Annotated in this window: 29 protein-coding genes; all 29 read left to right on the plus strand. The window is 47.5% G+C overall.

The window, feature by feature from the left end; genetic code table 11:
• Window positions 1–2: 2 nt before the first annotated feature.
• Window positions 3–212, plus strand: a complete 210-nt coding sequence (locus tag IT393_07205; GenBank protein MCC7202428.1) for a hypothetical protein — start codon at window positions 3–5, stop codon at window positions 210–212.
• Entirely contained in the window at window positions 209–769 is a 561-nt protein-coding gene (locus tag IT393_07210; protein MCC7202429.1) for a hypothetical protein, read from the plus strand. The genes IT393_07205 and IT393_07210 overlap by 4 nt, the downstream gene beginning before the upstream one ends.
• Window positions 766–1,392: a terminase small subunit gene (locus IT393_07215; GenBank protein MCC7202430.1), complete on the plus strand. Its 627-nt coding sequence runs from the start codon at window positions 766–768 to the stop codon at window positions 1,390–1,392. The genes IT393_07210 and IT393_07215 overlap by 4 nt, the downstream gene beginning before the upstream one ends.
• Window positions 1,304–3,160: a phage terminase large subunit family protein gene (locus IT393_07220; protein MCC7202431.1), complete on the plus strand. Its 1,857-nt coding sequence runs from the start codon at window positions 1,304–1,306 to the stop codon at window positions 3,158–3,160. The genes IT393_07215 and IT393_07220 overlap by 89 nt, the downstream gene beginning before the upstream one ends.
• Window positions 3,148–3,348, plus strand: coding sequence for an excisionase family DNA-binding protein (locus IT393_07225; GenBank protein ID MCC7202432.1), 201 nt, complete (start codon window positions 3,148–3,150; stop codon window positions 3,346–3,348). Before IT393_07220 ends, IT393_07225 begins: the two co-directional genes overlap by 13 nt.
• Before the next feature lie 322 nt (window positions 3,349–3,670).
• A complete protein-coding gene (locus IT393_07230) occupies window positions 3,671–3,904 on the plus strand; it encodes a hypothetical protein (protein MCC7202433.1) in 234 nt (77 codons plus the stop codon).
• Entirely contained in the window at window positions 3,901–4,281 is a 381-nt protein-coding gene (locus tag IT393_07235) for a M15 family metallopeptidase (GenBank protein ID MCC7202434.1), read from the plus strand. The genes IT393_07230 and IT393_07235 overlap by 4 nt, the downstream gene beginning before the upstream one ends.
• 2 nt (window positions 4,282–4,283) lie before the next feature.
• Window positions 4,284–4,649: a hypothetical protein gene (locus IT393_07240; GenBank protein MCC7202435.1), complete on the plus strand. Its 366-nt coding sequence runs from the start codon at window positions 4,284–4,286 to the stop codon at window positions 4,647–4,649.
• A complete protein-coding gene (locus IT393_07245) occupies window positions 4,649–5,443 on the plus strand; it encodes a hypothetical protein (GenBank protein MCC7202436.1) in 795 nt (264 codons plus the stop codon). Before IT393_07240 ends, IT393_07245 begins: the two co-directional genes overlap by 1 nt.
• The gene (locus IT393_07250; protein MCC7202437.1) at window positions 5,440–7,479 is read left to right on the plus strand and encodes a hypothetical protein; all 2,040 of its coding nucleotides are present in this window, start codon (window positions 5,440–5,442) and stop codon (window positions 7,477–7,479) included. Before IT393_07245 ends, IT393_07250 begins: the two co-directional genes overlap by 4 nt.
• Window positions 7,479–7,715 (plus strand): hypothetical protein, encoded by a 237-nt coding sequence (locus IT393_07255; GenBank protein MCC7202438.1) that lies wholly within the window; start codon window positions 7,479–7,481, stop codon window positions 7,713–7,715. The genes IT393_07250 and IT393_07255 overlap by 1 nt, the downstream gene beginning before the upstream one ends.
• Window positions 7,715–8,032 (plus strand): BppU family phage baseplate upper protein, encoded by a 318-nt coding sequence (locus tag IT393_07260; GenBank protein MCC7202439.1) that lies wholly within the window; start codon window positions 7,715–7,717, stop codon window positions 8,030–8,032. Before IT393_07255 ends, IT393_07260 begins: the two co-directional genes overlap by 1 nt.
• On the plus strand, window positions 8,033–8,602 hold the full coding sequence (locus IT393_07265) for a hypothetical protein (protein ID MCC7202440.1): 570 nt from the start codon (window positions 8,033–8,035) through the stop codon (window positions 8,600–8,602).
• A gap of 47 nt (window positions 8,603–8,649) precedes the next feature.
• Complete coding sequence (locus IT393_07270; protein MCC7202441.1) at window positions 8,650–10,062, plus strand: phage portal protein; 1,413 nt, start codon at window positions 8,650–8,652, stop codon at window positions 10,060–10,062.
• Window positions 10,049–11,884 (plus strand): phage major capsid protein, encoded by a 1,836-nt coding sequence (locus IT393_07275; GenBank protein ID MCC7202442.1) that lies wholly within the window; start codon window positions 10,049–10,051, stop codon window positions 11,882–11,884. The genes IT393_07270 and IT393_07275 overlap by 14 nt, the downstream gene beginning before the upstream one ends.
• 1 nt (window position 11,885) lies before the next feature.
• Window positions 11,886–12,095, plus strand: coding sequence for a hypothetical protein (locus IT393_07280; protein ID MCC7202443.1), 210 nt, complete (start codon window positions 11,886–11,888; stop codon window positions 12,093–12,095).
• Entirely contained in the window at window positions 12,079–12,462 is a 384-nt protein-coding gene (locus IT393_07285; GenBank protein ID MCC7202444.1) for a hypothetical protein, read from the plus strand. Before IT393_07280 ends, IT393_07285 begins: the two co-directional genes overlap by 17 nt.
• Complete coding sequence (locus tag IT393_07290) at window positions 12,462–12,758, plus strand: hypothetical protein (GenBank protein ID MCC7202445.1); 297 nt, start codon at window positions 12,462–12,464, stop codon at window positions 12,756–12,758. Before IT393_07285 ends, IT393_07290 begins: the two co-directional genes overlap by 1 nt.
• Window positions 12,759–13,211 carry a hypothetical protein gene (locus tag IT393_07295; protein ID MCC7202446.1) on the plus strand — a complete coding sequence of 151 codons (453 nt, stop codon included), beginning with the start codon at window positions 12,759–12,761 and terminating at the stop codon, window positions 13,209–13,211.
• Window positions 13,212–13,225: 14 nt separating this feature from the next.
• Window positions 13,226–13,411: a hypothetical protein gene (locus IT393_07300; GenBank protein ID MCC7202447.1), complete on the plus strand. Its 186-nt coding sequence runs from the start codon at window positions 13,226–13,228 to the stop codon at window positions 13,409–13,411.
• Window positions 13,374–14,303 carry a hypothetical protein gene (locus IT393_07305; GenBank protein MCC7202448.1) on the plus strand — a complete coding sequence of 310 codons (930 nt, stop codon included), beginning with the start codon at window positions 13,374–13,376 and terminating at the stop codon, window positions 14,301–14,303. Before IT393_07300 ends, IT393_07305 begins: the two co-directional genes overlap by 38 nt.
• A 14-nt stretch (window positions 14,304–14,317) precedes the next feature.
• A complete protein-coding gene (locus IT393_07310; GenBank protein MCC7202449.1) occupies window positions 14,318–14,818 on the plus strand; it encodes a hypothetical protein in 501 nt (166 codons plus the stop codon).
• Between the two features lie 408 nt (window positions 14,819–15,226).
• A complete protein-coding gene (locus IT393_07315; protein MCC7202450.1) occupies window positions 15,227–16,936 on the plus strand; it encodes a phage tail tape measure protein in 1,710 nt (569 codons plus the stop codon).
• Window position 16,937: 1 nt separating this feature from the next.
• Complete coding sequence (locus tag IT393_07320) at window positions 16,938–17,285, plus strand: hypothetical protein (protein ID MCC7202451.1); 348 nt, start codon at window positions 16,938–16,940, stop codon at window positions 17,283–17,285.
• Between the two features lie 20 nt (window positions 17,286–17,305).
• Window positions 17,306–17,623, plus strand: a complete 318-nt coding sequence (locus IT393_07325) for a hypothetical protein (GenBank protein ID MCC7202452.1) — start codon at window positions 17,306–17,308, stop codon at window positions 17,621–17,623.
• Window positions 17,620–18,234: a hypothetical protein gene (locus IT393_07330; GenBank protein MCC7202453.1), complete on the plus strand. Its 615-nt coding sequence runs from the start codon at window positions 17,620–17,622 to the stop codon at window positions 18,232–18,234. The genes IT393_07325 and IT393_07330 overlap by 4 nt, the downstream gene beginning before the upstream one ends.
• Window positions 18,227–18,613: a C40 family peptidase gene (locus IT393_07335; protein ID MCC7202454.1), complete on the plus strand. Its 387-nt coding sequence runs from the start codon at window positions 18,227–18,229 to the stop codon at window positions 18,611–18,613. The genes IT393_07330 and IT393_07335 overlap by 8 nt, the downstream gene beginning before the upstream one ends.
• Window positions 18,594–23,135 (plus strand): fibronectin type III domain-containing protein, encoded by a 4,542-nt coding sequence (locus IT393_07340; GenBank protein ID MCC7202455.1) that lies wholly within the window; start codon window positions 18,594–18,596, stop codon window positions 23,133–23,135. The genes IT393_07335 and IT393_07340 overlap by 20 nt, the downstream gene beginning before the upstream one ends.
• A 16-nt stretch (window positions 23,136–23,151) precedes the next feature.
• Window positions 23,152–23,303, plus strand: a 152-nt coding sequence (locus tag IT393_07345; GenBank protein MCC7202456.1) for a hypothetical protein, incomplete at its 3' end; no start/stop codon positions are given.

The raw sequence follows: 23,303 nt of genomic DNA on the forward strand, positions 1-23,303 counted from the left end.
GAATGACCGGAACAGTCAGCAGCGGAAAAGAATGGTTTTGCACTTGGCACCACGTTGTTATGCATGACCCTGAATGGGCAGAAGATTATCAGCAGTTCATGGGGTGGAGGGAGAAGATCAGGGCAGAATATCCGGGGACTGATTGGCTACCGGACGATGTAGTATGGCAAGCAATAACTGGCCGGACTGAGAGAGTGAGGATCGCAGGATGATTAATATCAAGATCGACATCAAGGGGATGAAAGAAGTGCAACAAGCCCTTGACCCTAAAACATTCCAGAAGGTCATCACCCGAACAATGAACAAAACCGCAGACCAGGCGCGCATTGCGGCGACACGACAGATACGGAAGGAATACAACATCAAGGCCAGCAGGATCCGTGAGGGAATAAGCACCACCCGTGCAACATGGCAACGGCCTGTAGTTATAATCAGAACGAAGGGCAGGCCCCCTGGCTTACAGCACTATGACGCACGAAGTACAAAGAAGGGCGTGACAGTCAAGGTTAAGGGTGTCCGGAAGGTCGTCAAGGGCGGCTTCATGCCAAGAAGTATAACTGGTGTCTATAAGCGCACAGGACTTGCGCCCGTACGGGCAACAAGGGGTAAATATGCAGGACAAATAAGAGAGCCAATCAAACGACTGTTTGGCCCATCTCTTCCCAGTATGATGAAAGTAGTCGGCGTCCCGGAGATTGAAAGGGTGGTCAACGAGCAGGTTCAAAAAATATTTGAGCATGAATTGGAATGGGAGCAGGGTAGGAAATGAACGGGTCCTTCCTGAGGGGGAGCGTTGCGGATAACCATGAGCGCAAAATACCGTTAGATTGTGAGCCTATAGGAGATTTGCTTGCTATGATCGTTAACAAGAAACAACTGTCAGACATCCTCGGAAAGACAGAGCAAACCCTTACTCTCTGGCAGAAAGAGGGTATGCCAATTAAGGATATTGCTTCGTGTCGAGGTAGGAAGAACAGCTACGAAACAGCGGAAGTCATCAACTGGCTTATAGAGCGCGAAAGAGGGGATGACACATCGTCCTATAATGCGGAACGTACCCGTTTGACCCGTCTCCAGGCAGATAAGACGTCAATTGAAATTGCGACCCTTACAAAAGAGCTTATTCCCGCAGAGGAAGCAGAGCGCCACTGGGGGGAACTGGTTGCAGCTTTTAGAGCAAGAATGTTGGCAGTACCAACAAAGGTTTCCTACCAGGTCTTAGGACTCGAGGACCTTCACGCTATACAAAGGCTTCTTGAGGATCAGGTCCATGAGGCATTAAACGAATTAAAGGAGTATCCAGATGTTTTCAGAAAGCCAGACAAGAACAAAAGAGGCAATAAGAAAGTCGGCAAAGGTAGCAGCTCCTCCTCCAAGACTAAACGTAAGTGAGTGGGCGGACCAGTTCCGCCGGCTCTCTCCTGAATCGTCTTCAGAGCCGGGACAATGGCAGACCGACAGAGTTCCCTATCTACGCGGTATCATGGACACCGTAAACGATCCGCAGATTGAGGCAATAGTCATCATGTCAAGCTGTCAGGCAGGAAAAACCGAAGCGTTGTTGAATGTCATCGGATATAACATCAATCAGGACCCGTCTCCTATCCTGGTCATCATGCCCACACTGGAGCTTGCGGAGTCCTTTTCAAGGGACCGGCTTGCGACGATGATCCGCGATACGAAAGTCCTCAGATCCCTTGTCAAAGATCCCCGGAGCCGGGACGGTGAAAATACCCTCTTACACAAAAAGTTTCCAGGTGGGCATATCACTCTTGCCGGGGCGAATTCTCCGGCGTCCCTCTCTTCCCGCCCTATAAGGATCGTTCTTTGCGATGAGGTTGACAGATACCCCCTCTCTGCAGGCACGGAAGGCGATCCTGTCAGTTTGGCGCGTAAGCGCTCTGCTACGTTCTGGAACCGAAAAATTATTTTGACCAGCACTCCCACAATCAAGGGCGTCTCAAGGATAGAGGCGGCTTTCGAGGAGTCGGATCAGAGGCGATACCATGTCCCTTGTCCCGATTGTGGAGCATTTCAAGTCTTAATATGGGGACAGGTCCAGTGGCCGGAGGATAGGCCTGATCTCGCCTCCTATGTCTGCGAGGCGTGCAGCAGGAAGATCACCGATGCTGACAAGATCAGGATGCTCAGGGAAGGGGAATGGAGGCCCACAGCCCCTACACGAAAGACCGCTGGCTTTCATCTCAATGAAATATATTCTCCATGGATTAGATTCGTTGATATGGTAGAGGCCTTCAGGGAGGCAAAGAAACTCCCTGAGACACTAAAAACTTGGGTCAATACCTCACTGGGTCAATCATGGGAAGAGGAAGGGGCGTCTCTCGAAGAGGAATCTCTATCAGGCCGGAAAGAACCTTACGATCTTGACCCGATACCTGGCAACATCGTTCTCATCACTGCGGGCGTTGATATTCAGGATGACAGGATTGAGGTCGAGACAATCGGATGGGGCCGTGATTATGAGTCCTGGGGACTTGAATATCAAATCTTCTACGGGGATCCAGCACAGCCGGGTATATGGAATCAGCTTGACCAGTTCTTGCAAAAAGTATATATCCACGAGAAGGGGTTTAGGCTTCGGATTACATCAGTCTGTATTGACAGCGGTGGACATCATACACAGGAAGTATACCGTTTCTGCAAACCCCGATATGGTCGCAGGGTTTTTGCAATCAAGGGGATGGGTGGCCCGGGCAAAGCACTTGTAGGGAAGCCGTCAAAGAGCAATTCTGCCAACTGTCCCCTATTCCCTATAGGAGCCGACACCGGAAAAGACCTCTTGTTCTCAAGGCTCAAGATCAAGGAACCGGGTCCCGGGTATTGTCATTTCCCGACCTCATACGATGAGGAGTTTTTCCTGCAGCTGACATCAGAGAAGGTTGTTACCCGGTATCTTAAAGGTCGTCCTTACCGGCAGTGGGTCAAGAAGGCCTCCGGCGCAAGGAATGAGGCCCTCGATATCCGGGTCTATGCCATAGCTGCGCTTGAATTATTGAATGCTAAGTTGAATAAGCTGGCAGATCAGTTTGATAGCAAGGCAAAGACACAAGAGCAAGAGAAGCCTCAAGAGCCAGCCAGCCAGACTCAGAGGGGGCGAAGGATAATTAACCCTGGCTGGATGAATTCATGGAAGAGATGATTGAGATCCCCGACAAACTATTCTTCCGTCCAGACGAGGCAGCAAAGCTCATTGGCGTACACATAGAGACCATCCGCCGGTGGATCCGTGAAGGAAAAATTCAGAGCACAAAGACCCAAGGCGGGCATAATCGCATTCACATAAGCCAAATATTGCAAAAAAGACCAGCAATCCCAAGCAAACTATAGCAGACACCCATATATTATTTTGGTAATTTCCTTTACATGACAATATCTTGTTCCATGTGAGGCCATCTCGTGATGTGGGGTGGCCTTTTCTTTTTTACAGGAGGATATATGAAAAGCCTATACTTACGACTCCTACGGGCAGCCTTGGCAACGGCAGTTCCACAGCTCATTATGCTTGTCCCGGGTGCGGTTTCCCTAATCCCGCCGCCGTACAATTTAATCCTGACTCCGGTCTTGATGGGTATAGCAAAAGGCTTAAGGGACGGCTTCCCACAAGCTTCATGGCTTAAGTATATACCTTTCTAACAGGAGGATTTAACTGATGAGTCCTCCGAACAGACGGGCGTCGGATGAGGTGGTAATCAGGATGGATATGAAGTTAGATAATGCTTTAGAAGCTCTGGCGGAACATAAAAAGTGGCTTCTCTCCCATGAACAGAGGATTAACGAATGTGACCGTCAACATGTTCGGATTAAAACCATCCTTGCGGGGGCTTCTGTTGGATTGACAATGCTCTGGACAGGGCTTTTATATTGGTTTAAGGAGCAGAAGTGAGTGGAGGGATTGTCGGAACTGATATGCTAACACTAAGAGAAAGACAATCTGTCTTTGCCAGTTACGTAGGACAGCTATTAACTAAGGCCACTGAGTTAGGAACTCCGGTAGTGGTGCTGGAGTGGTATCGTTCGAAAGAACGGCAACAATATTTAGTTAGTATCGGACGAAGTCGGACGCTTAACAGTAAGCACATAGACGGTCTTGCGGTGGATTTATGCTTTCTGGCTGATTTGAAAGACGACGGCCAAATGAATTGGACGGCGGATAAGTACAGACACCTTGGCGTCTATTGGGAATCATTAGACCCTAAGAACCATTGGGGTGGCGGTTGGCAGACTTTTGTAGACGCCCCTCACTTTGAGTATGGAGGCTAATTATGTATAAATGGATAATCGGTATAGTAATAGTTCTACTATCAACGGCAGTGGCAATATCCCTGCCATTTAAGAACAAAATGACGCTGACTTGGGACGCTTCTACCAGTTCAATTGACCCTGACTTCGGTGGTTATAAAGTCTACTGGAGGCCCCAAGCACAGGCTGATTATACGGACTTGCAGAGCAGGGATGTAGGAAATGTCCTTACTGCTAACTTGCAGACTACAGTAACTACACTTAACGGAACATATTGCTTCGTAGTAACAGCTTATGATGTGGCAGGGAATGAGTCAGATTTCAGTAATGAGGTGTGTTCAAACTTTACAGTGAAGAAAAATCCACCTACTAATACAAGGATGCAATAATGGCGTTTTCTTTTGTAGAAAATCACGGAACAAATAAGGAGCAGACAAGTAATACTTCCTTATCTATTGCTCCGGCTTCTACTATACCAGTAGGGGCTGTGTTAGTTCTATTCGCTGCTTGTGATAATATTGCAGTTTCTACCGGTGATACCACTACACACTCAGTTACAGACTCACAAAGCAATACCTGGACAAGGGTATCAGAAAAGACTTTTTCAGATGCAGGGGTAGCGTTGGATGGTGTAACAGTATCTACTCATCGTTGTGTTGTAACAACTCAACTTACAACGGGAGATTCTATCACCTTAACAATTTCATCTGCCACAACAGCTAAGATAATAGGACTAACTGAGTTCTCAGTAGCAGCTGGAAGTACGCTTGAGACTACTACCACTACTGGAGCAACAAAAAACGAATTAGCAAGTGGGGGTACTGATTTGTCAGCAGCTTTTTCTGGATTAACATCAGCGGAATATTTGATTGTAAGCTCTGCCTCAATAGAGTCTGTAACAAGAACTTTAACACTATCAGAAGACGCTGATTATACGAATTTGGCAGATTTGGTATCACAGTCGGCATCTTCAGGGGCAATTTGGGGGTCTTTTAGATATAGAATTGCAACCCTTACAGGGGATACAGTTTTACCAACTTGGACATGGGCCTCCGGCACTTGTGATGCGGCCCATACTGTAGGAGTCATACATGAGGTAGTTAGTGCGGGAGGGAATAAGGCGGGAGGTCTGGTTAATGTAGCACAGCTAAAATCGCTGGTTAATGGAGGGTTAGTAAATTGAGTGCTCCTTATTTAGGTGATTTTCCAGTAAACGGTAAGGTCTCATTCCTTTGGAATACAAACGGACAGGATGGAGCGTCTATAACCCGTTCCACGGATGGCACGTTAAAAATATTTAAGTCCAACGCTACTGCCTCAACGTGGGCAACAGAGCGTAATACTTTAAACGGAGTAACTCAGCTTGAGGATTTTGATTCAACTGGTATCCATTCTGTATATATAGACTTATCTAACAATGATGATGCCGGTTTCTACGCCGCTGGTAATGAATACCAAGTTGCTATCACTGGAGCAACGATTGATACCAAGTCAGTAAACTCTGTGATAGCCAGTTTCAGCATTGAGCGGTCTGGTGGGGCTTTGGCAATCCTGAAAGATTCTACTTATGGTCTCTCAGCCCTTGAGACCCTTGTAGATGACCTTGAGAGCAGGTTGGGGACTCCTTCTAACCTGGGTAGTGGAGCAACAGTAGCAGCGAATCTTGTAGATATAGAAGCCCAAACAGATGACATAGGTGCTGCTGGAGCAGGTCTTACAGCCATCCCCTGGAACTCTAACTGGGATGCCGAGGTGCAAAGTGAATGTGATGATGCACTTGTGGCAAGAGACCTCGACCATCTGGTTAACAATGGGACAGGTGTTCCTGCTGTAGCTTCGGGTTCTTTCCTTGACCAGATAATGGATGATGGGACGGCAGTTTATGATAGGACTACTGATAGCTTGCAAGCACTGGCTGATTCGGGTGGTGGTGGGCCTACAGCAGCACAAATAGCCGATGCTGTATGGGATGAAGCAATCAGTGGGCATTTAACAGGTGGTTCAACTGGGGAGAAACTCAATAGTGCAGCCTCCGCTGGAGACCCCTGGTCAACCGCACTTCCTGGCTCATATGGGGCGGGTACTGCTGGGAAAATAGTTGGTGATAACCTGAATGCTACAGTGAGTAGCAGAGCACCTGAAAGCGGTGGGAATATTGCAGCAATTAAGACTAAAACCGATTATCTCCCGTCAGCAACAGCAGGTGCAGCAGGTGGCTTGATGATAGCAGGAGTCAATGCAGCTACTACATTCGCAAGCCTGACTGTCAGTGGGACATCTACCTTTACAGGAAATGTATCCTATGCCGCTGGAATTACCATAACCCAATCAACAACTAATGGTCATGGAATTTCTGTAACTGGGAATGGGACGGGTCATGGATTATACAGTGTTGGTGGTTCGACTGGGGCTGGAGGAAAGTTTCAGGGTGGTGCAACTGGTATGATGGGGTTGCACTTAGTCGGAACAGCTGGTTATTCTGGATTATTTGCAGCTGGCAATGCTCAAGGCTCTGGAATAAGGGCAGATGGTGGTGCAACTGGGCATGGGATGCTTCTCATTGGTGGGTTTACATCTGGTAATTGCCTGGAGTTGGAATTGGGGGCCTCTGGGTATGGGGTGCATGGTGATGTTCAAGGAAACCTATCTGGTTCAGTTGGCTCAGTGACTAACGCAGTTACTGTAGGAACAAATAACGATAAAACTGACTATACTCTAAGTTCTGCAGGAATTCAGGCAATATGGGATGCTCTTACTTCAGCCTTGACGACCATAGGGAGTATAGGGAAAAGGCTTGCTGATTATATTGATGCGGCCATATCCGGAAGGGCAAGTGCAGCAGACTATACAGCTGCAAGAGCCACTAAAATAGATAATTTGGATGCAACTATTTCCAGCCGTCTTGCTTCATCCGGATATACCGCACCGAACAACGCTGGCATCTCATCTATACTTTCAGAGAGTCTGAGCCACCCGACACTTGCAGAGATAGAGGCATCCACTATTCTGGCGAAAGAGGCAACAGTTGCGGCCGTAAAAGTGAAGACTGATACTATTGTCTGGCAGGATATTACGGACATAAAAGATGAAGGGCTGGGCAAGTGGTCAATCAACAAGTCAACGAATGTTCTGACTATGTATAAGGCTGACGGAGTGACTATCCTGAAACAGTTCAACCTCACGGACAATGCCTCTGTGAGTGAAAGGGTGCCGGTATAATGGATTATCGGGGAATTGTTACAAGAGGCTACCATGTTGATGCGGGGGGACAAAGTGCTATCAGGATAGTGTCTCAAGGGTATATAGGGGCCTTAGCTGCCGTACAGGAGATATTCAATATTGTTGAGCGGACGGTCTATTTTCAGATTATCAGGGCAAAAGACCTGCTCTTCGGGAAAATGCAGTCTGAGGATGCGAGATTCACTATAACAAGAAGCCGTGAGGTGCAATTTTAATGTCGTCAACGTATCAGTTCGTTGCCGGTGATACCGGCTCAAAGCTCAAGGTTACATGCAAAAATGATGCGGATAACTCCATTATTGACCTCACCGGCGCAACGGTGAAACTGAAATGGAAGGACTCCGGAGGGGCGTTACAGACAAAGACAATGACAGTGTTAACACCGGCTACAAATGGGCAGGCTGAATATCAGTTTGCATCAGGAGAACTGTTTGCGGGAACCATGAACTTTGAAGTGGAGATAACGGATGCAGGTAGCAAGGTGATTAGGTGCCTTGACCTCATAATAGGGAAAGTAAGGGAATTGCTATAAATGGAAATACCCGAAAAGGAACCGGCGGAATTCACAGCAGGTGATACAATTAAATGGAAACGGACTGATTTATCGTCAGATTATCCGGCTTCAATCTGGACGCTTAAATATGTTTTACGTGGACCGTCGGTGCAGAACGTGACGGCAACTGCAGAAGGGGATAATTTCAGCATCACTATATCAGCATCGGCCTCAGCAAAATGGCTTCAGGGAAATTATCTCTGGGAAGCATATGCAACTAAAGGCTCAGGGGATAGTCTTGAAAGATACCTGGTAGATTCAGGGACTCTCACAATCAAGCAAAATCTTGAGGCGGTTACCGGCATTTATGATGGTCGGTCTCATTGCAAAAAGATGCTTGATGCAATAGAGGCGATCATGGAAGGCCGGGCGACTAAAGAGCATGAATCCATACAGATTGCAGGTCGTAGCATTACATTACTGAGACCTGAAGAGCTTATTAAGTGGCGCTCATTCTATCAGGCAGAATATAAAAGGGAACTGGCAGCGGAAAAGATTGCGAGAGGTGAAGCTACCGGGCGGCGAATACTTACGAGGTTTTCAGAATGAGCGTGATGGGTAGAATTATGGGGTATTTTGGCTACAGCAAAAATAAAATGTCACGTCGTGGATATAGTGCCGCAATTCTGAATAGACTGACCTCTGATTGGGTTACATCGTCCAAGAGCGCCAACGAGGAAATAAGATATTCCCTGAGAATATTGAGGGCGCGAAGTCGTGAGTTGGCCATGAATAATGACTATGCTCGGAAATTCTTGAAGATGTGTGTTGTGAATGTGGTAGGTCCATCCGGTATTGCGCTCCAGAATAAAGCAAGGGACATCAATGGCAATTTAGACAAGATTGCAAACGATAAAATAGAAGAAGCGTTTTCTGATTGGGGAAAGAAAGAAAATGCTGACGTAACAGGTAGATTATCCTGGCTCGATATGCAGAGACTATTTATTGAGACTGTTGCGAGGGATGGAGAAATACTTATACGGAAAATCAAAGGGGCGAATCTCAATAAATATGCCTTCTCCCTGCAGCTCATCGAAGCGGATCATCTTGATGAAAATCATAATAAGACTCTTGAAAACGGCAACAGAATAATTACGGGGGTTGAGGTTAATGCGCAAGGGAAGCCTTTAGCCTATCATCTGTTTACCCGTCATCCAGGCGATAATTCATACGGATACGATGGCAAGTTATATGAACGTGTTCCCTCAGATGAGATTTGCCATGCCTTCATCACAGAGCGCCCCGGACAAGTAAGGGGTGTGCCCTGGATGCACACAGCCATGACCAGACTCAATATGCTGGGAGCCTATGAGGAGGCAGAGCTTGTTGCGGCGAGGGTAAGCGCTGCAAAGATGGGATTTTTTACATCCCCTTCCGGCGATGAATATGTCGGTGATGATAAAGATTCCAGCGGGAATGTCATATCCGAAGCAACGCCTGGAAGCTTTGAGCAGTTACCGCAGGGCGTTAACTTTCAATCGTTTGACCCTCAACATCCCTCAAACGCTTTCCCATTTTTCATGAAGACGATGTTAAGAGGCATAGCAAGCGGCCTTGGAGTCTCTTATAACTCGATGGCCTCAGACCTTGAGGGGGTGAATTATTCAAGCATACGGGCCGGTACTATTGAAGAAAGGGACCTCTGGAGGATTATACAAACCTGGATGACTGAAAATTTCTGCAATAATATTTTCTCGGATTGGCTGCTCATGACCCTCGGCAAAGGGGCAATCTCATTGCCGCCGTCCAAATATGAGAAATTTAACGCTCCTGTATGGAATGTACGGGGGTGGCAATGGATAGATCCACTGAAAGATATTAAGGCCAACATTGATGCGGTAACCTTCGGGCTCAAAACCAGGACACAGATAGCGTCTGAGCAAGGCTACGATCTCGAAGATATATATGAGCAACTACAAGAAGAGCAGAAACTTGCGTCTCAGTATGGCCTTGATTTTATCTTACCAAATACACAATACGCGGAGGGGATAGACAATGCGAAAAATTAAGACAGGGAAATTATACAGGACAATTGAGCTTCAAAGGGAAATGATGAATAAAGATGACAGGACTATTGATTTGTCCTTCAGTTCGGAAGCGTCCGTGGATAGATGGTTTGGAACTGAAATACTGGATCACGGTCCGCAATCAGTTAGGCTTGGACGTCTGAACGGTGGCGGGCCGTTATTGTTGGATCATAGTACAGAAAAACAGATAGGTATCGTTGATAAGGCTGTAATCGGGGCAGACCGAAACGGTCGGGCTGTCGTGCGCTTTGGGAAAAGCGCATTGGCTGAGGAAGTCTACAACGATGTTCTCGACGGAATCAGGCGTAATGTGTCTGTGGGATACCAGATACATAACATGATTTTAGAAGAGGAAAAAGAAGGTGTTGCCACCTATCGGGCAACAGACTGGGAACCGCTTGAGATTAGTATAGTCCCGATACCGGCAGATACAACTGTAGGGATAGGGAGAAGCGGAGAGGGTGAACACGAAACAACAATCAGAGAAAGGAAGGGACGAGTTATGAAGTGTGAACACTGTAAACGAGATTTGCAGGAAGGGGTTGCCTGCGATTGTAGAAAGACATCACCCCATGCGCATGTGGATGTAGAGGGTATTCAGGCCAAAGCAAGAAAAGAAGAGCAGGAGAGGGTAAGGGAAATTCTGGCGCTTGGCGAGCAGCACAAATGCCCGGAACTTGCAAGAAAGCACGTTAATGAGGGTACATCTCTTGATGATTTCAGGAAGGTCATGATTGATACAGTCTATTCCAAGGTGCATGTATCGGATACGCATAATCCTGAAATCGGGATGAATGATAGGGAGAAAAGAGGTTATAGCCTTGTTAAGGCAATTCGTGAAATGTCAGAGGGAATGTCAGTAAGCGGTCTTGAAAAAGAGGCATCCGATGCAACGGCAAAAATCTGCAAGCGTGATCCCCGTGGCTTCTTTATTCCACAGGATGTTCTTAATATTTCAAAGCGTGCCATGCAGGTAGCGGATGCAACAAAAGGCGGATTCCTTGTAGGAACAGATGTCCTGGGAGGATCAATGATTGAGATGTTGCGGAATAGGCCCAAAGTGGCACAGCTTGGAGCAAGGACACTGTCGGGGCTGGTCGGTAACGTTGCAATCCCACGGGTAACCGGAGGCGCAACAGCGTATTGGCTGCCTGAGACCGGCACAGTGACTGCATCAGATCAGGCATTCGGTCAGCTTGGCCTAATACCTCATAGGCTGGTGGGGAACACCGCATACACAAAAGAACTCCTGATGCAGGCATCGGTGGATGTTGAGGCATTTGTAAGAGAAGACTTAATGACAGTCCTCTCAATTGAAAAGGACCGTGCGACTATAAACGGCCTCGGTTCAAGCGGAGAACCCCTTGGAATACTAAATACCAGCGGCATCCTGACTGTCACGTTTGGCGCGGCGGCCACATGGGCTAAGCTTGTGGATTTTGAGACACAGGTGGCAAATGCAAACGCCGACGTGGGTTCGATGGCATATCTCACCACGCCTGCATCCCGCGGCAAATGGAAAGGCATTGTAAGGAGTACTTACAATACCAAATTCCTGTGGGATGACGACGGACGCGTAAACGGCTACAGGGCAGAAGTGACTAAACAGGTGCCCTCAGATAAAGTAATATTCGGTAACTGGGCCGACGTTGTATTTGCTGAATGGGCCGGAATAGATGTGGTGGTTGATCCCTATTCCCTCAAGAAACAGGGGCAGATAGAGATTACCATAACCCTGTACAGCGACATCGGAATACGGCATGCTGTGAGCTTCTGTGTATCAACTGATTCAGGAGCGCAGTAAGATGAAGAAATATAAGGTCTTGACCGGGATACTCATCAAGGGTATTCCGGTCAATCCGGGCGAGGTGATTGAATTGAATCGTGACGACGCGGTTGTGTTGTTGGGCTATAAGCTCATAGAGCAATATGCAGAAAGTCGGACGGAGATTCAATTAGAGCAGGACACACAGATTAAACGAAAAGGAGGAAAGAAAAATGGGAAAGCTGGTTGATCTTCATAATGAATTATCACAGGAGAGATTGTTGGGTTCTGCTGCGAGGACGTCTACAGTAAATGGCTCCGCAGTTGATTTGCTCAATTATGACGGCAGTATCAAGGCAATACTGGAATCAGCGGCAGGAACAGGGACATCCCCGACAATGGATGTAAAGATTCAGGATTCAGCGGATGGTTCTACAGGGTGGGCTGATGTGTCAGGGGCGACATTTACACAGGTCGTTGCTGCAGTATCCCTACAATCATTATCTCTTAACACAAGAGGCATGAAACGCTACATAAGAGCTGTTGTAACTATCGGCGGCACATCTCCATCGTTTACATGCTGCGCTGTGCTTGTCGGGCAGAAAAAGGTTATCTGATGACGTTTGGTGAGCAGGCAAAATATGATGTGGCGGCCTTCCTTGATCAATTCGGGGAGGCTGCCATATTTAACGGCACGGAATCTATTACGGTAATCTTTGACTGTCCGAGCGAACCCGTGCTCGATATGGAAACCGGCGGCATCATGATTGCCGGGCCTAAAGCGCTTGTAAGAACTAATGATGTTACAAACGCTAAAGGAAAGACACTGAAGATAGATGGGGTCACTTATAAAATCATCGAGGCAAGACCGGATGGCGCCGGTATGACGACATTACAGTTGAGCAGGGACTAAATGGCAGACTCTAAACGACAGCAGATTGTGAATGCAATAGACGGTAAGCTCAAGACCATCCTGGTATCGAATGGCTACGAAACAAGTCTCGGCAACAATGTCTATGAATACTGGGATGTTGCACTGGAAGAATCGGAGCTTCCAGGCGTGATCTGGAGGGATAGTTCTGAGATATGTACGCCATTGATATCAGATATGCAAGACAGGCTGCTCACTGTAAGTCTAACATTACAGGCAATAGGGGCGGACGCTCCAAAACAGCTCCGGAAGATGATTGCCGATATCGAGAAGGCAATTAAAACTGATTTAACTTGGGGCGGGCTTGCGATAGATACAGACCCTGTCAATATGACTGAGGCATTTGAAATTGAACACAAGGAGCATTTGGTTGGGGCATGCAGAATAGAATTTACTTTGAAGTACAGAACGGGATATCTCAACCCTTATCAATAATAATGAGGTGAGACATGAAAGTGAAATTATCTCCAGCTACATGGCTGGAAGTTGGTAACAAAAAACATGCTCCAGACGATATTGTGGATGTGGATGAGGTCACAGGCAGGGGCATGATATCAGGCGGCAGCGCCACAGAAATAGTAGAGGAGGTGAAAGGCGATGTTAACACGAAGAGCCGTAGTAGCAGCAAAGATTGAGACCACAGAGGGGACAGCCGAAACTCTTGCAGCAGGGGATGCAAATTTTCTGGTTGTTGATCCAAAGTTTGATGCAGATATCCCTTTATTTAAGAGAGGTGTTGTTAATGGCAGCCTATCTCCCTATAATAGCATCCCAGGGAGTCAGATGGCGAGACTGAGCTTCAAGGTTGAACTTAGAGGGTCAGGGGCTGCAGGAACAGCTCCGGCGATAGGAAAACTCTTGAAGGCTTGCGGGTTTGGCGAAACCATAGTTGCTTCTACAAGCGTAACGTATGACCCTATATCAACAGGCGTCCAATCACTGACAATGGCCCTTTATAGGGACGGCATAAAGAAGCAGCTTAGAGGGGCAAGAGGAACAGTTAAGTATGATGGCAAGGGTGGAGAGCCAGGCATGCTTGATTTCTCATTCCAAGGTGTTTATGACGGGGTGTCAGACGTTGCATTATTGACCGGCTCAGGGATTGAAACAACCAATCTTCCTGCACTCCTAAATGCTGCGTTCTCTATTGCAAGCTTCCAGGCAAAAATATCATCAATCAGCATTGATATTGCCAATAAACTTGCCATTCGCTCAGATATTAACAAGGCGGAAGGATATTCCTCATGTCTGATTACAGGCAGGGAACCAAAAGGCAGCTTTGACCCCGATGAAGAGCTTGTAGCGACCCATGATTGGTATGGCCGATTCAAGGCCGGAACTCTTGGTGCGCTGACATTCAAATATGACGGCGGGGCCGGAAACATCTGCACTATCACTGCGCCGAAGCTTCAGTATGCAGGCATTTCCGAGGGCAACAGGGAAGATATTGCAACTCTTGGGGTAGATTTTCTATTGACCAGGTCAGTAGCTGCCGGCAACGATGAAGTTAAGTTTGCGTTTACTTAAAAGGTGGAGGTTACATGGAGAGAAAAGAGTATGAAATAGGTAGCAAAAAGTTCTATCAGCAGGAGCTGGTGTGGGGACAGATTAAGTGGCTCATTGAATGGGCACGTACAAAAAATATTAATCTGGGATCCCTTTCATCTTCAGAAATCCTTGTTCTCATCCAGGAAGAGTTACCTAAAATAATGGCCCTGGTGCTGATAGAAGACGGGAAAAAGCCCGCTGACAAGATTTCCGATGGTTTTGAAGGGGTAAAAGGGCTTGAGGAATGGATCAACAGTAATATGACCGGCTCAATCGCAACGGAGGTGATAGCTGATTTTTTTACATTAAACAGGCCTGCACACCTTATAAACAGGATCAGCAGCCTGTTCAATCTGGCTACTGCGATGACTGGCTCGAAGAAACCCTTGCCATCCTCTGCGACGGGGACATTACAAGACTCCCATGGATCCTCGGAAACGTTACCCCAGGAGAATCCGAGCCTTATATCCGCCGACAGATTGAACGGCGAATGATGGAGGTGGCAGTATTGGGCTTTATTGGAGTGAAATTGCCATGGCATAAAGAGACCACAAAGATTAGGCGCAAAGATCAGGGGATAGGGGAGTTTTGCGGAAAATCTTGCATGGATGAATGCTCAAGGCTATTTGGTGTGGCGCTGTGGCAAGTTTGTAGGACTTGTCCGGAATAATTTATGAAAATAATGTTGTTTCAGGCTTCTTGTTTTTTAATGATGGAAGTTGAATCAGAATAAATGGAATTAATGGGCCAAAGATAAAGGCTGCGCTTATCCATTTATCAGATCGGCCTTTAATAGAGGCTAAGACGTAAGTTATATAGGCACTAACGAACCATACCATAATGAATGTCATAGGATATATATATCGTTTTACGTGGCGGTTGTCAATGATAAGGGGTGATTCATGGCCAGCACAGAACTTAAAATAGTTTTAGGTGCGGAAATAGCACAATTCATATCAGGACTTAAAAATGCTGAGACCAGCATGACCGGCTTCATCAACAAGATCAAGGGATTTCCAATTCATGCCGCCACCCTTGCAGTTGTAGCGAAAGAAGTTGTGGGCAAGGTCGGCGAACTCATTACCTTCACAGCAGATTACGGAGATGAATTACTAAAGGCTTCTCAGAAGACAGGCGTGGCAGTTGAAGAACTATCGGGGCTAAAATATGCGGCAGAACTGTCAGGCGTATCTTTTGAACAGTTAACAACAAACCTCGGAAAGCTCTCGAAAAACTTATTTGATGCGGCCTCAGGGACGGGGGACGCTAAAGATGCCTTTAAGAAATTAGGGGTTGATGTTAAAGATTCAAATGGGAATTTAAGGTCTTCCGAAGACGTTCTTATAGACGTTGCCGAGAAATTCTCGACAATGGAAGATGGCACGACCAAGTCGGCTCTTGCCATGAAAATATTTGGAAAATCAGGGGCAGACATGATCCCCCTACTTAATCAAGGCGCTGCTGGCATCAAAGAGGCAACAGAGGAGGCAAAAGCATTTGGGCTCGTCGTAGGCGAAGACGCTGCAAAGGAGGCTGAGGATTTTAATGATAATTTGGATCGCATGAAAGGCCTTGTTAAGGGAGTAGCTACGGCAATCGGCAATAATCTGATACCTGCAATAAATGATTTAATAGAAGCTTGGATAGAATACAGCAAAAAAGTCAATAAAACTCCGAGTATATGGGAAGAAATGTGGAAGAAGGCAAGTCCATCGGCTGAGATTAATGAAAAACTCAAAGGCATCGGGTTTATGCAGGGCGGAGAATTTTGGATTGGAGAAGGTGTTGGTGGAACTATACCCCCAAGTCAATCCAATGCTAAATGGTCATCAGGAGGGAAAGATAAAAAGAAAAAAACATCTCCGCCGGTAATAGATGATGAAGAGAAAAAGAAAATTGATAAGGCAAAAAAGGAATACGAAGATTTTATGCAGGCCTATCAGGATGATTTTTCCGCGGCTTTCAACAAAATGGATAGGGAATACGAAGATTTTATGCAGGCCTATCAGGATGATTTTTCCGCAGCTTTCAATAAGATGGATAGGGAATACGAAGACTTCATGCAGGCCTACCGTGACTCATTTTCGGAGGAAATGCTGCCAACGACCAAGACCTTCTCAGAAGGCTGGCATGAGGCCATTAAGAAATACGTGGAAGACACCGGCAGCATGTTCAATCTTGCCACTGATATGGCAAGACAGACCGCACAGGCCATGCAGTCCGCCTTCCAGAACTTTTTCTTCGACATGTTTCAGGGGAAGATTACCAGCATGAAAGACCTTCTGCGGGGGCTTCTGACCTTTGCCCAGCAGGTGGCGTCCAACATCCTTGCAAGCATGGCGACTACGAAGATAATGTCTTGGGTGGGTTCAGCCGCTACTTCTATTCCTGCAGGGGCAATAGGTTCAGCCGCAGGCGGTGGATTTGTAATGGAGAAAACAGCAAGGTTATCCAGTGAAACTGAGAAGGTCACGGTCAACATCGTCAATTCCGGCAATACTGAAAGGCCTGATGTCTCATACAGAAGGAGCGACATTGAAGGGCTGGTATTGGATATTATATACCGGGATTACAATCGCAATGGCATGATGAGAAATCTGGGGACAACATAAAATGGCAGACTATCCCTCAAGCCTGTTAATTGAGTTCCCCTTTGATGAGTCCACTCCTGACTATGGTGTTATCCGCACAGAGATGGAAATGGGCTACGTCCAGACCAGGGCAAGGACTACGATCGCTCCACGGGGATATAAGTTTTCTCATAGGAATCTTACCGCTTCCGAGATCTCGACATGGCTTACCTTCTGGAATGCAAGAAAAGGCGGAGGGGAGTCCTTTAACTTCACGGATCCACGGACCAGCGCCACGGTATCTTGCAGGTTTAAGCAGGCACAGTCGGTGATCCGGAGAACAGGGCCGGTAACTTATGACATAGATGTTGAGCTTGAAGAGGCACTTTAACGTTAATAAAAGGGAGATTTATGAAGGCAATCAAGTTTGAGTTGAAGGAATTGGAAACAAAAGAAGGTAAGAACTTCCGGTATCGGGATGTTCTGGAGGTAATTGTCAAGACCCCTCAGGATAAGCAGGGGATACTTATTGCCGAGATGAGGAGCCTCATCAAGATACTGGATAAGCTTGAGGCCGCAAACGGCTCGATGCTTCTCTCATCCGATGAGTGGAACATTTTAAAATCCCGGGCCGGTGTCTTCCCATGGGGGATGGTATCAAGGGAAATCGTCCAGTTTGTGGATGACCTTGAAGGGGCTAAAGAGATTGAACTGACAGAGGCATCGTGAAGATAATCAATGCGAATCTCATTACAGAGAAAAACAAGCTCTCAACGTCTTCCGTCTGGCTGACGCTCCTCCAGGTTGAAGTATCAGACACAACCACTATTTACTTGGTCCCGAATCCCCAGTCAGTGACTTTTGACGGACATACTTATAATCCCTTTCCCTGCAAGATTGAGCCGGTGCGCTCTGATGCAAAAGGCGGCCTAAATGAGGTTGTGGTATCCGTCTCAAATGTCACACGGGAGATCAGCGCCTATGTTGAGGCAAATGATTTACGGGGCAGAACAGTTCGGTTGATAGGCGTAAACAGCGCAAACCTCTCAGACCCTACGGCTAAGGTCTTTGATGAAGAATATATCATCACGGAAATAGACATAACAGAGCAGCTTGTAAACTTCCGGCTTGGGCATGTAAGGTTCCTGCAGCAGAATTTCCCGGGAAGCCGGTTTTTCCGGGATAACTGCCGGTGGGTATATAAATCAACAGAATGCGGATATTCCGGAGGAATGACATCCTGCGACAAGATACTTGAAGACTCAAACGGTTGCAGGGCGCACGGAAATCAGTCCCGGTTTGGCGGCTTTCCGGTGCTGCCGTCTCCACGATATGTTTGATGACCTGATAGGCATACCGTATGTGGAATGCGGTCGGACACTGCAGGGGCTTGACTGCTTTGGACTTGTTTTAATATGTCAGAAGCGACTTGGCATCGAGGCCCCTGACCCTTTTCTCATAGAGCATAAGAAGGCAGTGCCTGAGAACGGCTGGTCAGACTGGATTATCCGGGAGTTTTCCGGCTGGGTGCAAATAAAAAAACCCATATTTGCAGCAGTTATTGTTTTCGCAAATAAGGATGGCATCCCGGATCATGCCGGTGTGATGATAGACGAGCGCCGGTTTATTCACTCAGTGCGAAAGGCAGGGGTAGTGATAGGGCGCCTTGACAGATGTCCATATCCGGTTATAGGAGCATATGAATACAGAAGAGCTTGATACAGGCACAGTTACACTGACTATAATAGAAAATCCCCTTGAAATGGAGCGCACCCGCTCATCTGTAAGCCTTCCTTATGAATGGGAAAAGTCTGTTTATGATGTCCTTCCGGAGAGAGTTTCAGCGCATCCTGACGATTGGGTAATTATCAATGACGGCAGAGAACTCACGATAGACGAGAGCAGGACAGTCCTCCTGCAGGCCGGTGGGGAGGTAATCTGCTATCCGAGGATTAAGGATAAGGTTGTAAAAGGCGCCATCGGTATTGTGTTGATTCTGGCAGGGGTAATTTCTGGGACGCCCTGGCTTACATATGCTGGCGCTACTATGTTTGCAACCGCCATGGTCGAAGGTTTCGTTAGAACGCCCCGACCCAGGGATGGCGACACATCGTCCACATACGGCTTCGGCGGCATCAGAAACGACACCCGGATAGGGTCCCCCATCCCTGTAGTCTATGGAGAACACAGGGTCGGAGGCCATTATATTGAACTCCGGGTGAAGCCCGATATCGCCACTGACAATGACACACTCCGTGCCCTTATTGCAGTTTCAGAGGGTGAGGTTGATAGTGTATCTACTTCATCATCTGAAGTTGAGATAAACGGTCAGGCAGCATCAAACTATAACGGCCAACCTGCAATATCCATACAATCCAACACAGGTACAAACAGTCAGAGCGCCTTTACTCAGGATGGGTTTGGAGACGGCAGCGGCACAACCTACAGTGTTGGTACCGTGATCAGCACATCCTGGCTTACCTATACCGGCTTTGGTACCAACATTACGGCGTGGGAACTGAACCTGACATTCCCGACGGGTTTATGGTACAGCAACAAAAAAGGAGATATTAAGAATACGAGTGTTACCTTTGACATAGAATACAGACTCGTTGGCGCCGGTTCCTGGACAAGTGCCGGTCAGACGACAATTACAGCGTCAAAATTGCAGGCAGTACGAAGATATTTCCGGAAGGATGGCCTTACTGCAGGACAGTATGAGGTACGGATTAAACGCACAAGCGAAGAGAGTACGGCATCAAGAAGGGCAGACCAGGCCCAGCTATCTTCAGTCACGGAGATAGTAAATGACGCCTACAAATACCCCAATGCCGCACTCCTTGCCGTCTCTGCCGTCGCCACGAACCAAATCAGCGGCGGTCTTCCGGCAATCACCACAATCGTCAAGGGCAGGAAGGTCAGGGTCTATACTGACCCGAACACATACACGACTGTATGGACTGACAATCCCGCATGGGTCGTGCTCGATATGCTCACAAACACCCGCTACGGCATGGGATTACCATACTCTGATATGTACATCCAGAGTTTCATTGACTGGGCGGCATACTGTAATGAGCTGGTCCCTGATGGTCAGGGAGGGCAGGATAAACGTTCCACGTGCAACATCGTATTCGATGCGGAAGAGAGATTGTGGGATGCAGTGCTTAAGGTTTGTGCAATAGGCTATGCCATGCTGATTAAATCCGGGAACAAGATTCAGGTAAAGATAGAGAAGCAGGATACACCGGTTCAGCTATTTACAATGGCGAATATTGTACGCGGGTCCTTTAAGGAATCCTTTATGTCGCTTCAGAACCGCTCAAACGTCTTTGAAGTGCAATACCTCAACAAGGACAATAATTACTTGCAGGACATGGTCACATGGGAAGATCCGGCCATATATTCCAGTGCCGAGGCAGTAAAGAAGCAGACTGTTACGACATACGGGATAACCCGAACATCTCACGCCATCCGGTTTGCAAGGTTCCTTGCGAATATCAACCGCTATATTACCCGCACGATACAGTTTGAGGTCGGCATTGATGCAATCGCCTGTGAGCCGGGGGATGTGATCAGATTCCAGCATGACGTCCCGCAGTGGGGCTTTGCCTCAAGGGCAGCGGTGGGATCCGGTTCAAGTTCAGTAGTCCTCGATACGGCAATGACGGTTGAGGCCAGCAAGACTTATCAGGTGCTGGTCCGACACTCTGACGACACGATAGAGACAAAAACCGTTACAAATACGCCGGGGACATATACGACTCTTACCATCTCCGGAACATGGACACAAACGCCAGCAGACGGTGATGTCGTGGCCTTTGGGGAGACCAGTATCCTTGTCAAACCATTCCGGATCGTTGCCATCGAGCGCACCGAGCAGATGACTGCCCGGGTAACTTCAGTCGAATATAATGCATCTGTCTATGACGACAGCGATATCACAGCGGCAAACGTGGTCAATTATTCTGTGCTGCCGAATCCGAACAGTCCGCCGCCACAAGTCACGGACCTTGCGCTCTCTCAACTGGATGATGATCAGCGCACCGTGGCTGTGACCTTTACCCCGCCAAATGACTACCGGTATCAGACGGCAAGGATATATAAAGTCGTGGGTGATATGAATGTCCCCATCGGGGAATCACGGGAAGGGGCCTTCTATATTCATGACACCCCGCCTGGCACAGAGCTGACAATTATAGTCATCTCAGTCTCTCGCACCGGAAGTCAGGCAAACATCTCACAGGCACCCTCTGCCACAATTACAGTATCAGCAGGCAGGCTGCCGCCCGATGTCACCGGACTTGAGCTTGTCGGACAGGGAAATGACACGGAGTTTGTCGGCAAGGATGCGAAGTTTCAATGGAGAGACAGGGGCAGGACATCAGGTTTTGGGCTTGAAGGCCTCGGTGAAGAGACACTTGGCGCCGGCGCTGGTGGTATTGACCCGTTCTTTAAAAACTACCGTGTCGAGATTTACAACACCGACGGAGTGACGTTGCGGCGTCGTGAATATGTCGTAGACCCGCTATATACCTACAGCCATGAGAAGAATTATGAGGATGCCCAGAGGCTTGAGGCCGGGGTGGTAGTCCGGTCATTTATGATTAAGGTCTGGCAGCAGGATACCTTCAACCAGATGTCGGCCAGTCCGGCAATCCTGACCGTATCAAATCCCTCACCCGGAATTGTGGGTAACTTTACTGTCACGGATGTCTACGGTGGCAGCCTTGCGATCTCGTGGGATAAGAGCGCTGAGATTGATATTACCGGCTACAAGCTCCACATGAGCACAAATTCAGGCTTTACGCCGGATGCCTCAAATCTTATCTATTCCGGGCCGGACACGTACATTATCAAGAACAATCTGACACCAGGAACGACATATTATTTCAAGGTAGCAGCCTTTGACACTTTTGGGGAGAGCGGCCTTACATACTCAGGTCAGGTATCAGCTACGCCCAGCAGGGTAAAGACGAACTTCCTTGACCTTGAGATGCGGGTTCCTAAGATAGCCGGTATAAGCATTGATGCGAACCCCTCAACAAACGTTGTGTCGTGGACAGCAGGCGTGATCAGCTATGTCAATGATGCAGGATCCCCTGCCTCTGTTACGACCTCATCCGGTAATGCCACATGGACGAGCGGGCTACTCTATATCTACTGGGTCAAAGGGGCTACCACCATATCAACGACGACAAATCAGGCAACTGCCTATGCCGCTGACAACGTAATATTGGGGACATATCAGGGAGGTACTGACCTTGTGGTTGATGTTGGCAGACAAGTGATCCACTCATCATTCATCAGGACAATATCCCTTTCGGCCATAAATGCTAACTTGGGTTATGTCACCGCAGGCACCCTTGAGGCAGTGACAATGAAATCCTCGGCCTCAATCAGTTATAACAACGGCACTGGCTGGTGGATAGGGATTGACGCCTCAACGCCGAAGCTCTTCATAGGTAACTCAGTAGGAAACAAGCTCACGTGGGATGGAACGACATTAACGGTTGTTGGTTCCATTACTATTCAGGGGGGCTCTGGATATGCGAACCTGTCGGACAAGCCAACTTCACTGTCCAGCATAAATTCAGGAGAAGGGACAAAGCTGTCAGGTATCCAAGCCGGCGCAACTGCCAATTCTTCTGATGCTACTCTGTTAAACAGGTCTAACCACACAGGAACTCAGGGAGCAAGCAGTCTTGATACTACTGTTATATCCGGAGGAAAAATAATAACGGGGTTACTGACAGCAGATAACATACAGACGGGGACTTTAAATGCTTCTTTAGTAACTGTTACAAATCTGTCCGCAAGTAATATAATTACAGGCACAATATCGCTGAACAGATTGCCGGGATTAACCGTCTCTGATGCAGCTACTTATGGAGGTGCAGTCACTATATCGGCGACTATTTGGACTGACCTTGTTACAATATCTTTTACAACGTCTGGCGGAACTGTGCATGTAATAGCCCGCTCTTGGATATATTTTAATTCCAGCGCTGGGCAGCTTGAATTCAGACTTAGGAAGGACGAGACAGCCGACTTAGATAACCAAACGATGTATTTTTCAAGCACGGCTGGTATTGGATACGGGTCATTTCTGAATATGTTCGGAGTAATTACCGGATTATCTGCAGGTAGTTATACATTTAAACTTCAATCATACGGTGGAAGTGGAAATGGCAGAGCGGCAGCAGGTAGCAAGATAATGGTTATCGAAACTATAAAATAATGTATGGAGGTAGGGTATGCCACAGTACAAAACAGGCATAGTAAGCGTTACAAACGGCTCAAACACCGTGAATTTTTCAGGCGCATCATCCGGAGCAGAAAGCGTAGCGGTTGGTGACACATTTAAGGTAGACCGGAACGGTGAGGCGATATATCAAATATCCTCACG

Source organism: Nitrospirota bacterium, assembly GCA_020851375.1.
Taxonomy (GTDB): domain Bacteria; phylum Nitrospirota; class 9FT-COMBO-42-15; order HDB-SIOI813; family HDB-SIOI813; genus RBG-16-43-11.

What these genes read in the sequence shown, in the direction of transcription:
- IT393_07285 (MCC7202444.1), top strand. Translation starts at nt 12,079, where the DNA reads ATGGGAAAGCTGGTTGATCTTCATAATGAATTATCACAGGAGAGATTG.
- IT393_07270 (MCC7202441.1), top strand. Translation starts at nt 8,650, where the DNA reads ATGTCACGTCGTGGATATAGTGCCGCAATTCTGAATAGACTGACCTCT.
- IT393_07265 (MCC7202440.1), top strand. Translation starts at nt 8,033, where the DNA reads ATGGAAATACCCGAAAAGGAACCGGCGGAATTCACAGCAGGTGATACA.
- IT393_07325 (MCC7202452.1), top strand. Translation starts at nt 17,306, where the DNA reads ATGAAGGCAATCAAGTTTGAGTTGAAGGAATTGGAAACAAAAGAAGGT.
- IT393_07295 (MCC7202446.1), top strand. Translation starts at nt 12,759, where the DNA reads ATGGCAGACTCTAAACGACAGCAGATTGTGAATGCAATAGACGGTAAG.
- IT393_07245 (MCC7202436.1), top strand. Translation starts at nt 4,649, where the DNA reads ATGGCGTTTTCTTTTGTAGAAAATCACGGAACAAATAAGGAGCAGACA.
- IT393_07310 (MCC7202449.1), top strand. Translation starts at nt 14,318, where the DNA reads ATGGAGAGAAAAGAGTATGAAATAGGTAGCAAAAAGTTCTATCAGCAG.
- IT393_07305 (MCC7202448.1), top strand. Translation starts at nt 13,374, where the DNA reads ATGTTAACACGAAGAGCCGTAGTAGCAGCAAAGATTGAGACCACAGAG.
- IT393_07205 (MCC7202428.1), top strand. Translation starts at nt 3, where the DNA reads ATGACCGGAACAGTCAGCAGCGGAAAAGAATGGTTTTGCACTTGGCAC.
- IT393_07230 (MCC7202433.1), top strand. Translation starts at nt 3,671, where the DNA reads ATGAGTCCTCCGAACAGACGGGCGTCGGATGAGGTGGTAATCAGGATG.
- IT393_07275 (MCC7202442.1), top strand. Translation starts at nt 10,049, where the DNA reads ATGCGAAAAATTAAGACAGGGAAATTATACAGGACAATTGAGCTTCAA.
- IT393_07315 (MCC7202450.1), top strand. Translation starts at nt 15,227, where the DNA reads ATGGCCAGCACAGAACTTAAAATAGTTTTAGGTGCGGAAATAGCACAA.
- IT393_07220 (MCC7202431.1), top strand. Translation starts at nt 1,304, where the DNA reads ATGTTTTCAGAAAGCCAGACAAGAACAAAAGAGGCAATAAGAAAGTCG.
- IT393_07340 (MCC7202455.1), top strand. Translation starts at nt 18,594, where the DNA reads ATGAATACAGAAGAGCTTGATACAGGCACAGTTACACTGACTATAATA.
- IT393_07225 (MCC7202432.1), top strand. Translation starts at nt 3,148, where the DNA reads ATGGAAGAGATGATTGAGATCCCCGACAAACTATTCTTCCGTCCAGAC.
- IT393_07210 (MCC7202429.1), top strand. Translation starts at nt 209, where the DNA reads ATGATTAATATCAAGATCGACATCAAGGGGATGAAAGAAGTGCAACAA.
- IT393_07300 (MCC7202447.1), top strand. Translation starts at nt 13,226, where the DNA reads ATGAAAGTGAAATTATCTCCAGCTACATGGCTGGAAGTTGGTAACAAA.
- IT393_07335 (MCC7202454.1), top strand. Translation starts at nt 18,227, where the DNA reads ATGTTTGATGACCTGATAGGCATACCGTATGTGGAATGCGGTCGGACA.
- IT393_07240 (MCC7202435.1), top strand. Translation starts at nt 4,284, where the DNA reads ATGTATAAATGGATAATCGGTATAGTAATAGTTCTACTATCAACGGCA.
- IT393_07255 (MCC7202438.1), top strand. Translation starts at nt 7,479, where the DNA reads ATGGATTATCGGGGAATTGTTACAAGAGGCTACCATGTTGATGCGGGG.
- IT393_07320 (MCC7202451.1), top strand. Translation starts at nt 16,938, where the DNA reads ATGGCAGACTATCCCTCAAGCCTGTTAATTGAGTTCCCCTTTGATGAG.
- IT393_07280 (MCC7202443.1), top strand. Translation starts at nt 11,886, where the DNA reads ATGAAGAAATATAAGGTCTTGACCGGGATACTCATCAAGGGTATTCCG.
- IT393_07290 (MCC7202445.1), top strand. Translation starts at nt 12,462, where the DNA reads ATGACGTTTGGTGAGCAGGCAAAATATGATGTGGCGGCCTTCCTTGAT.
- IT393_07260 (MCC7202439.1), top strand. Translation starts at nt 7,715, where the DNA reads ATGTCGTCAACGTATCAGTTCGTTGCCGGTGATACCGGCTCAAAGCTC.
- IT393_07215 (MCC7202430.1), top strand. Translation starts at nt 766, where the DNA reads ATGAACGGGTCCTTCCTGAGGGGGAGCGTTGCGGATAACCATGAGCGC.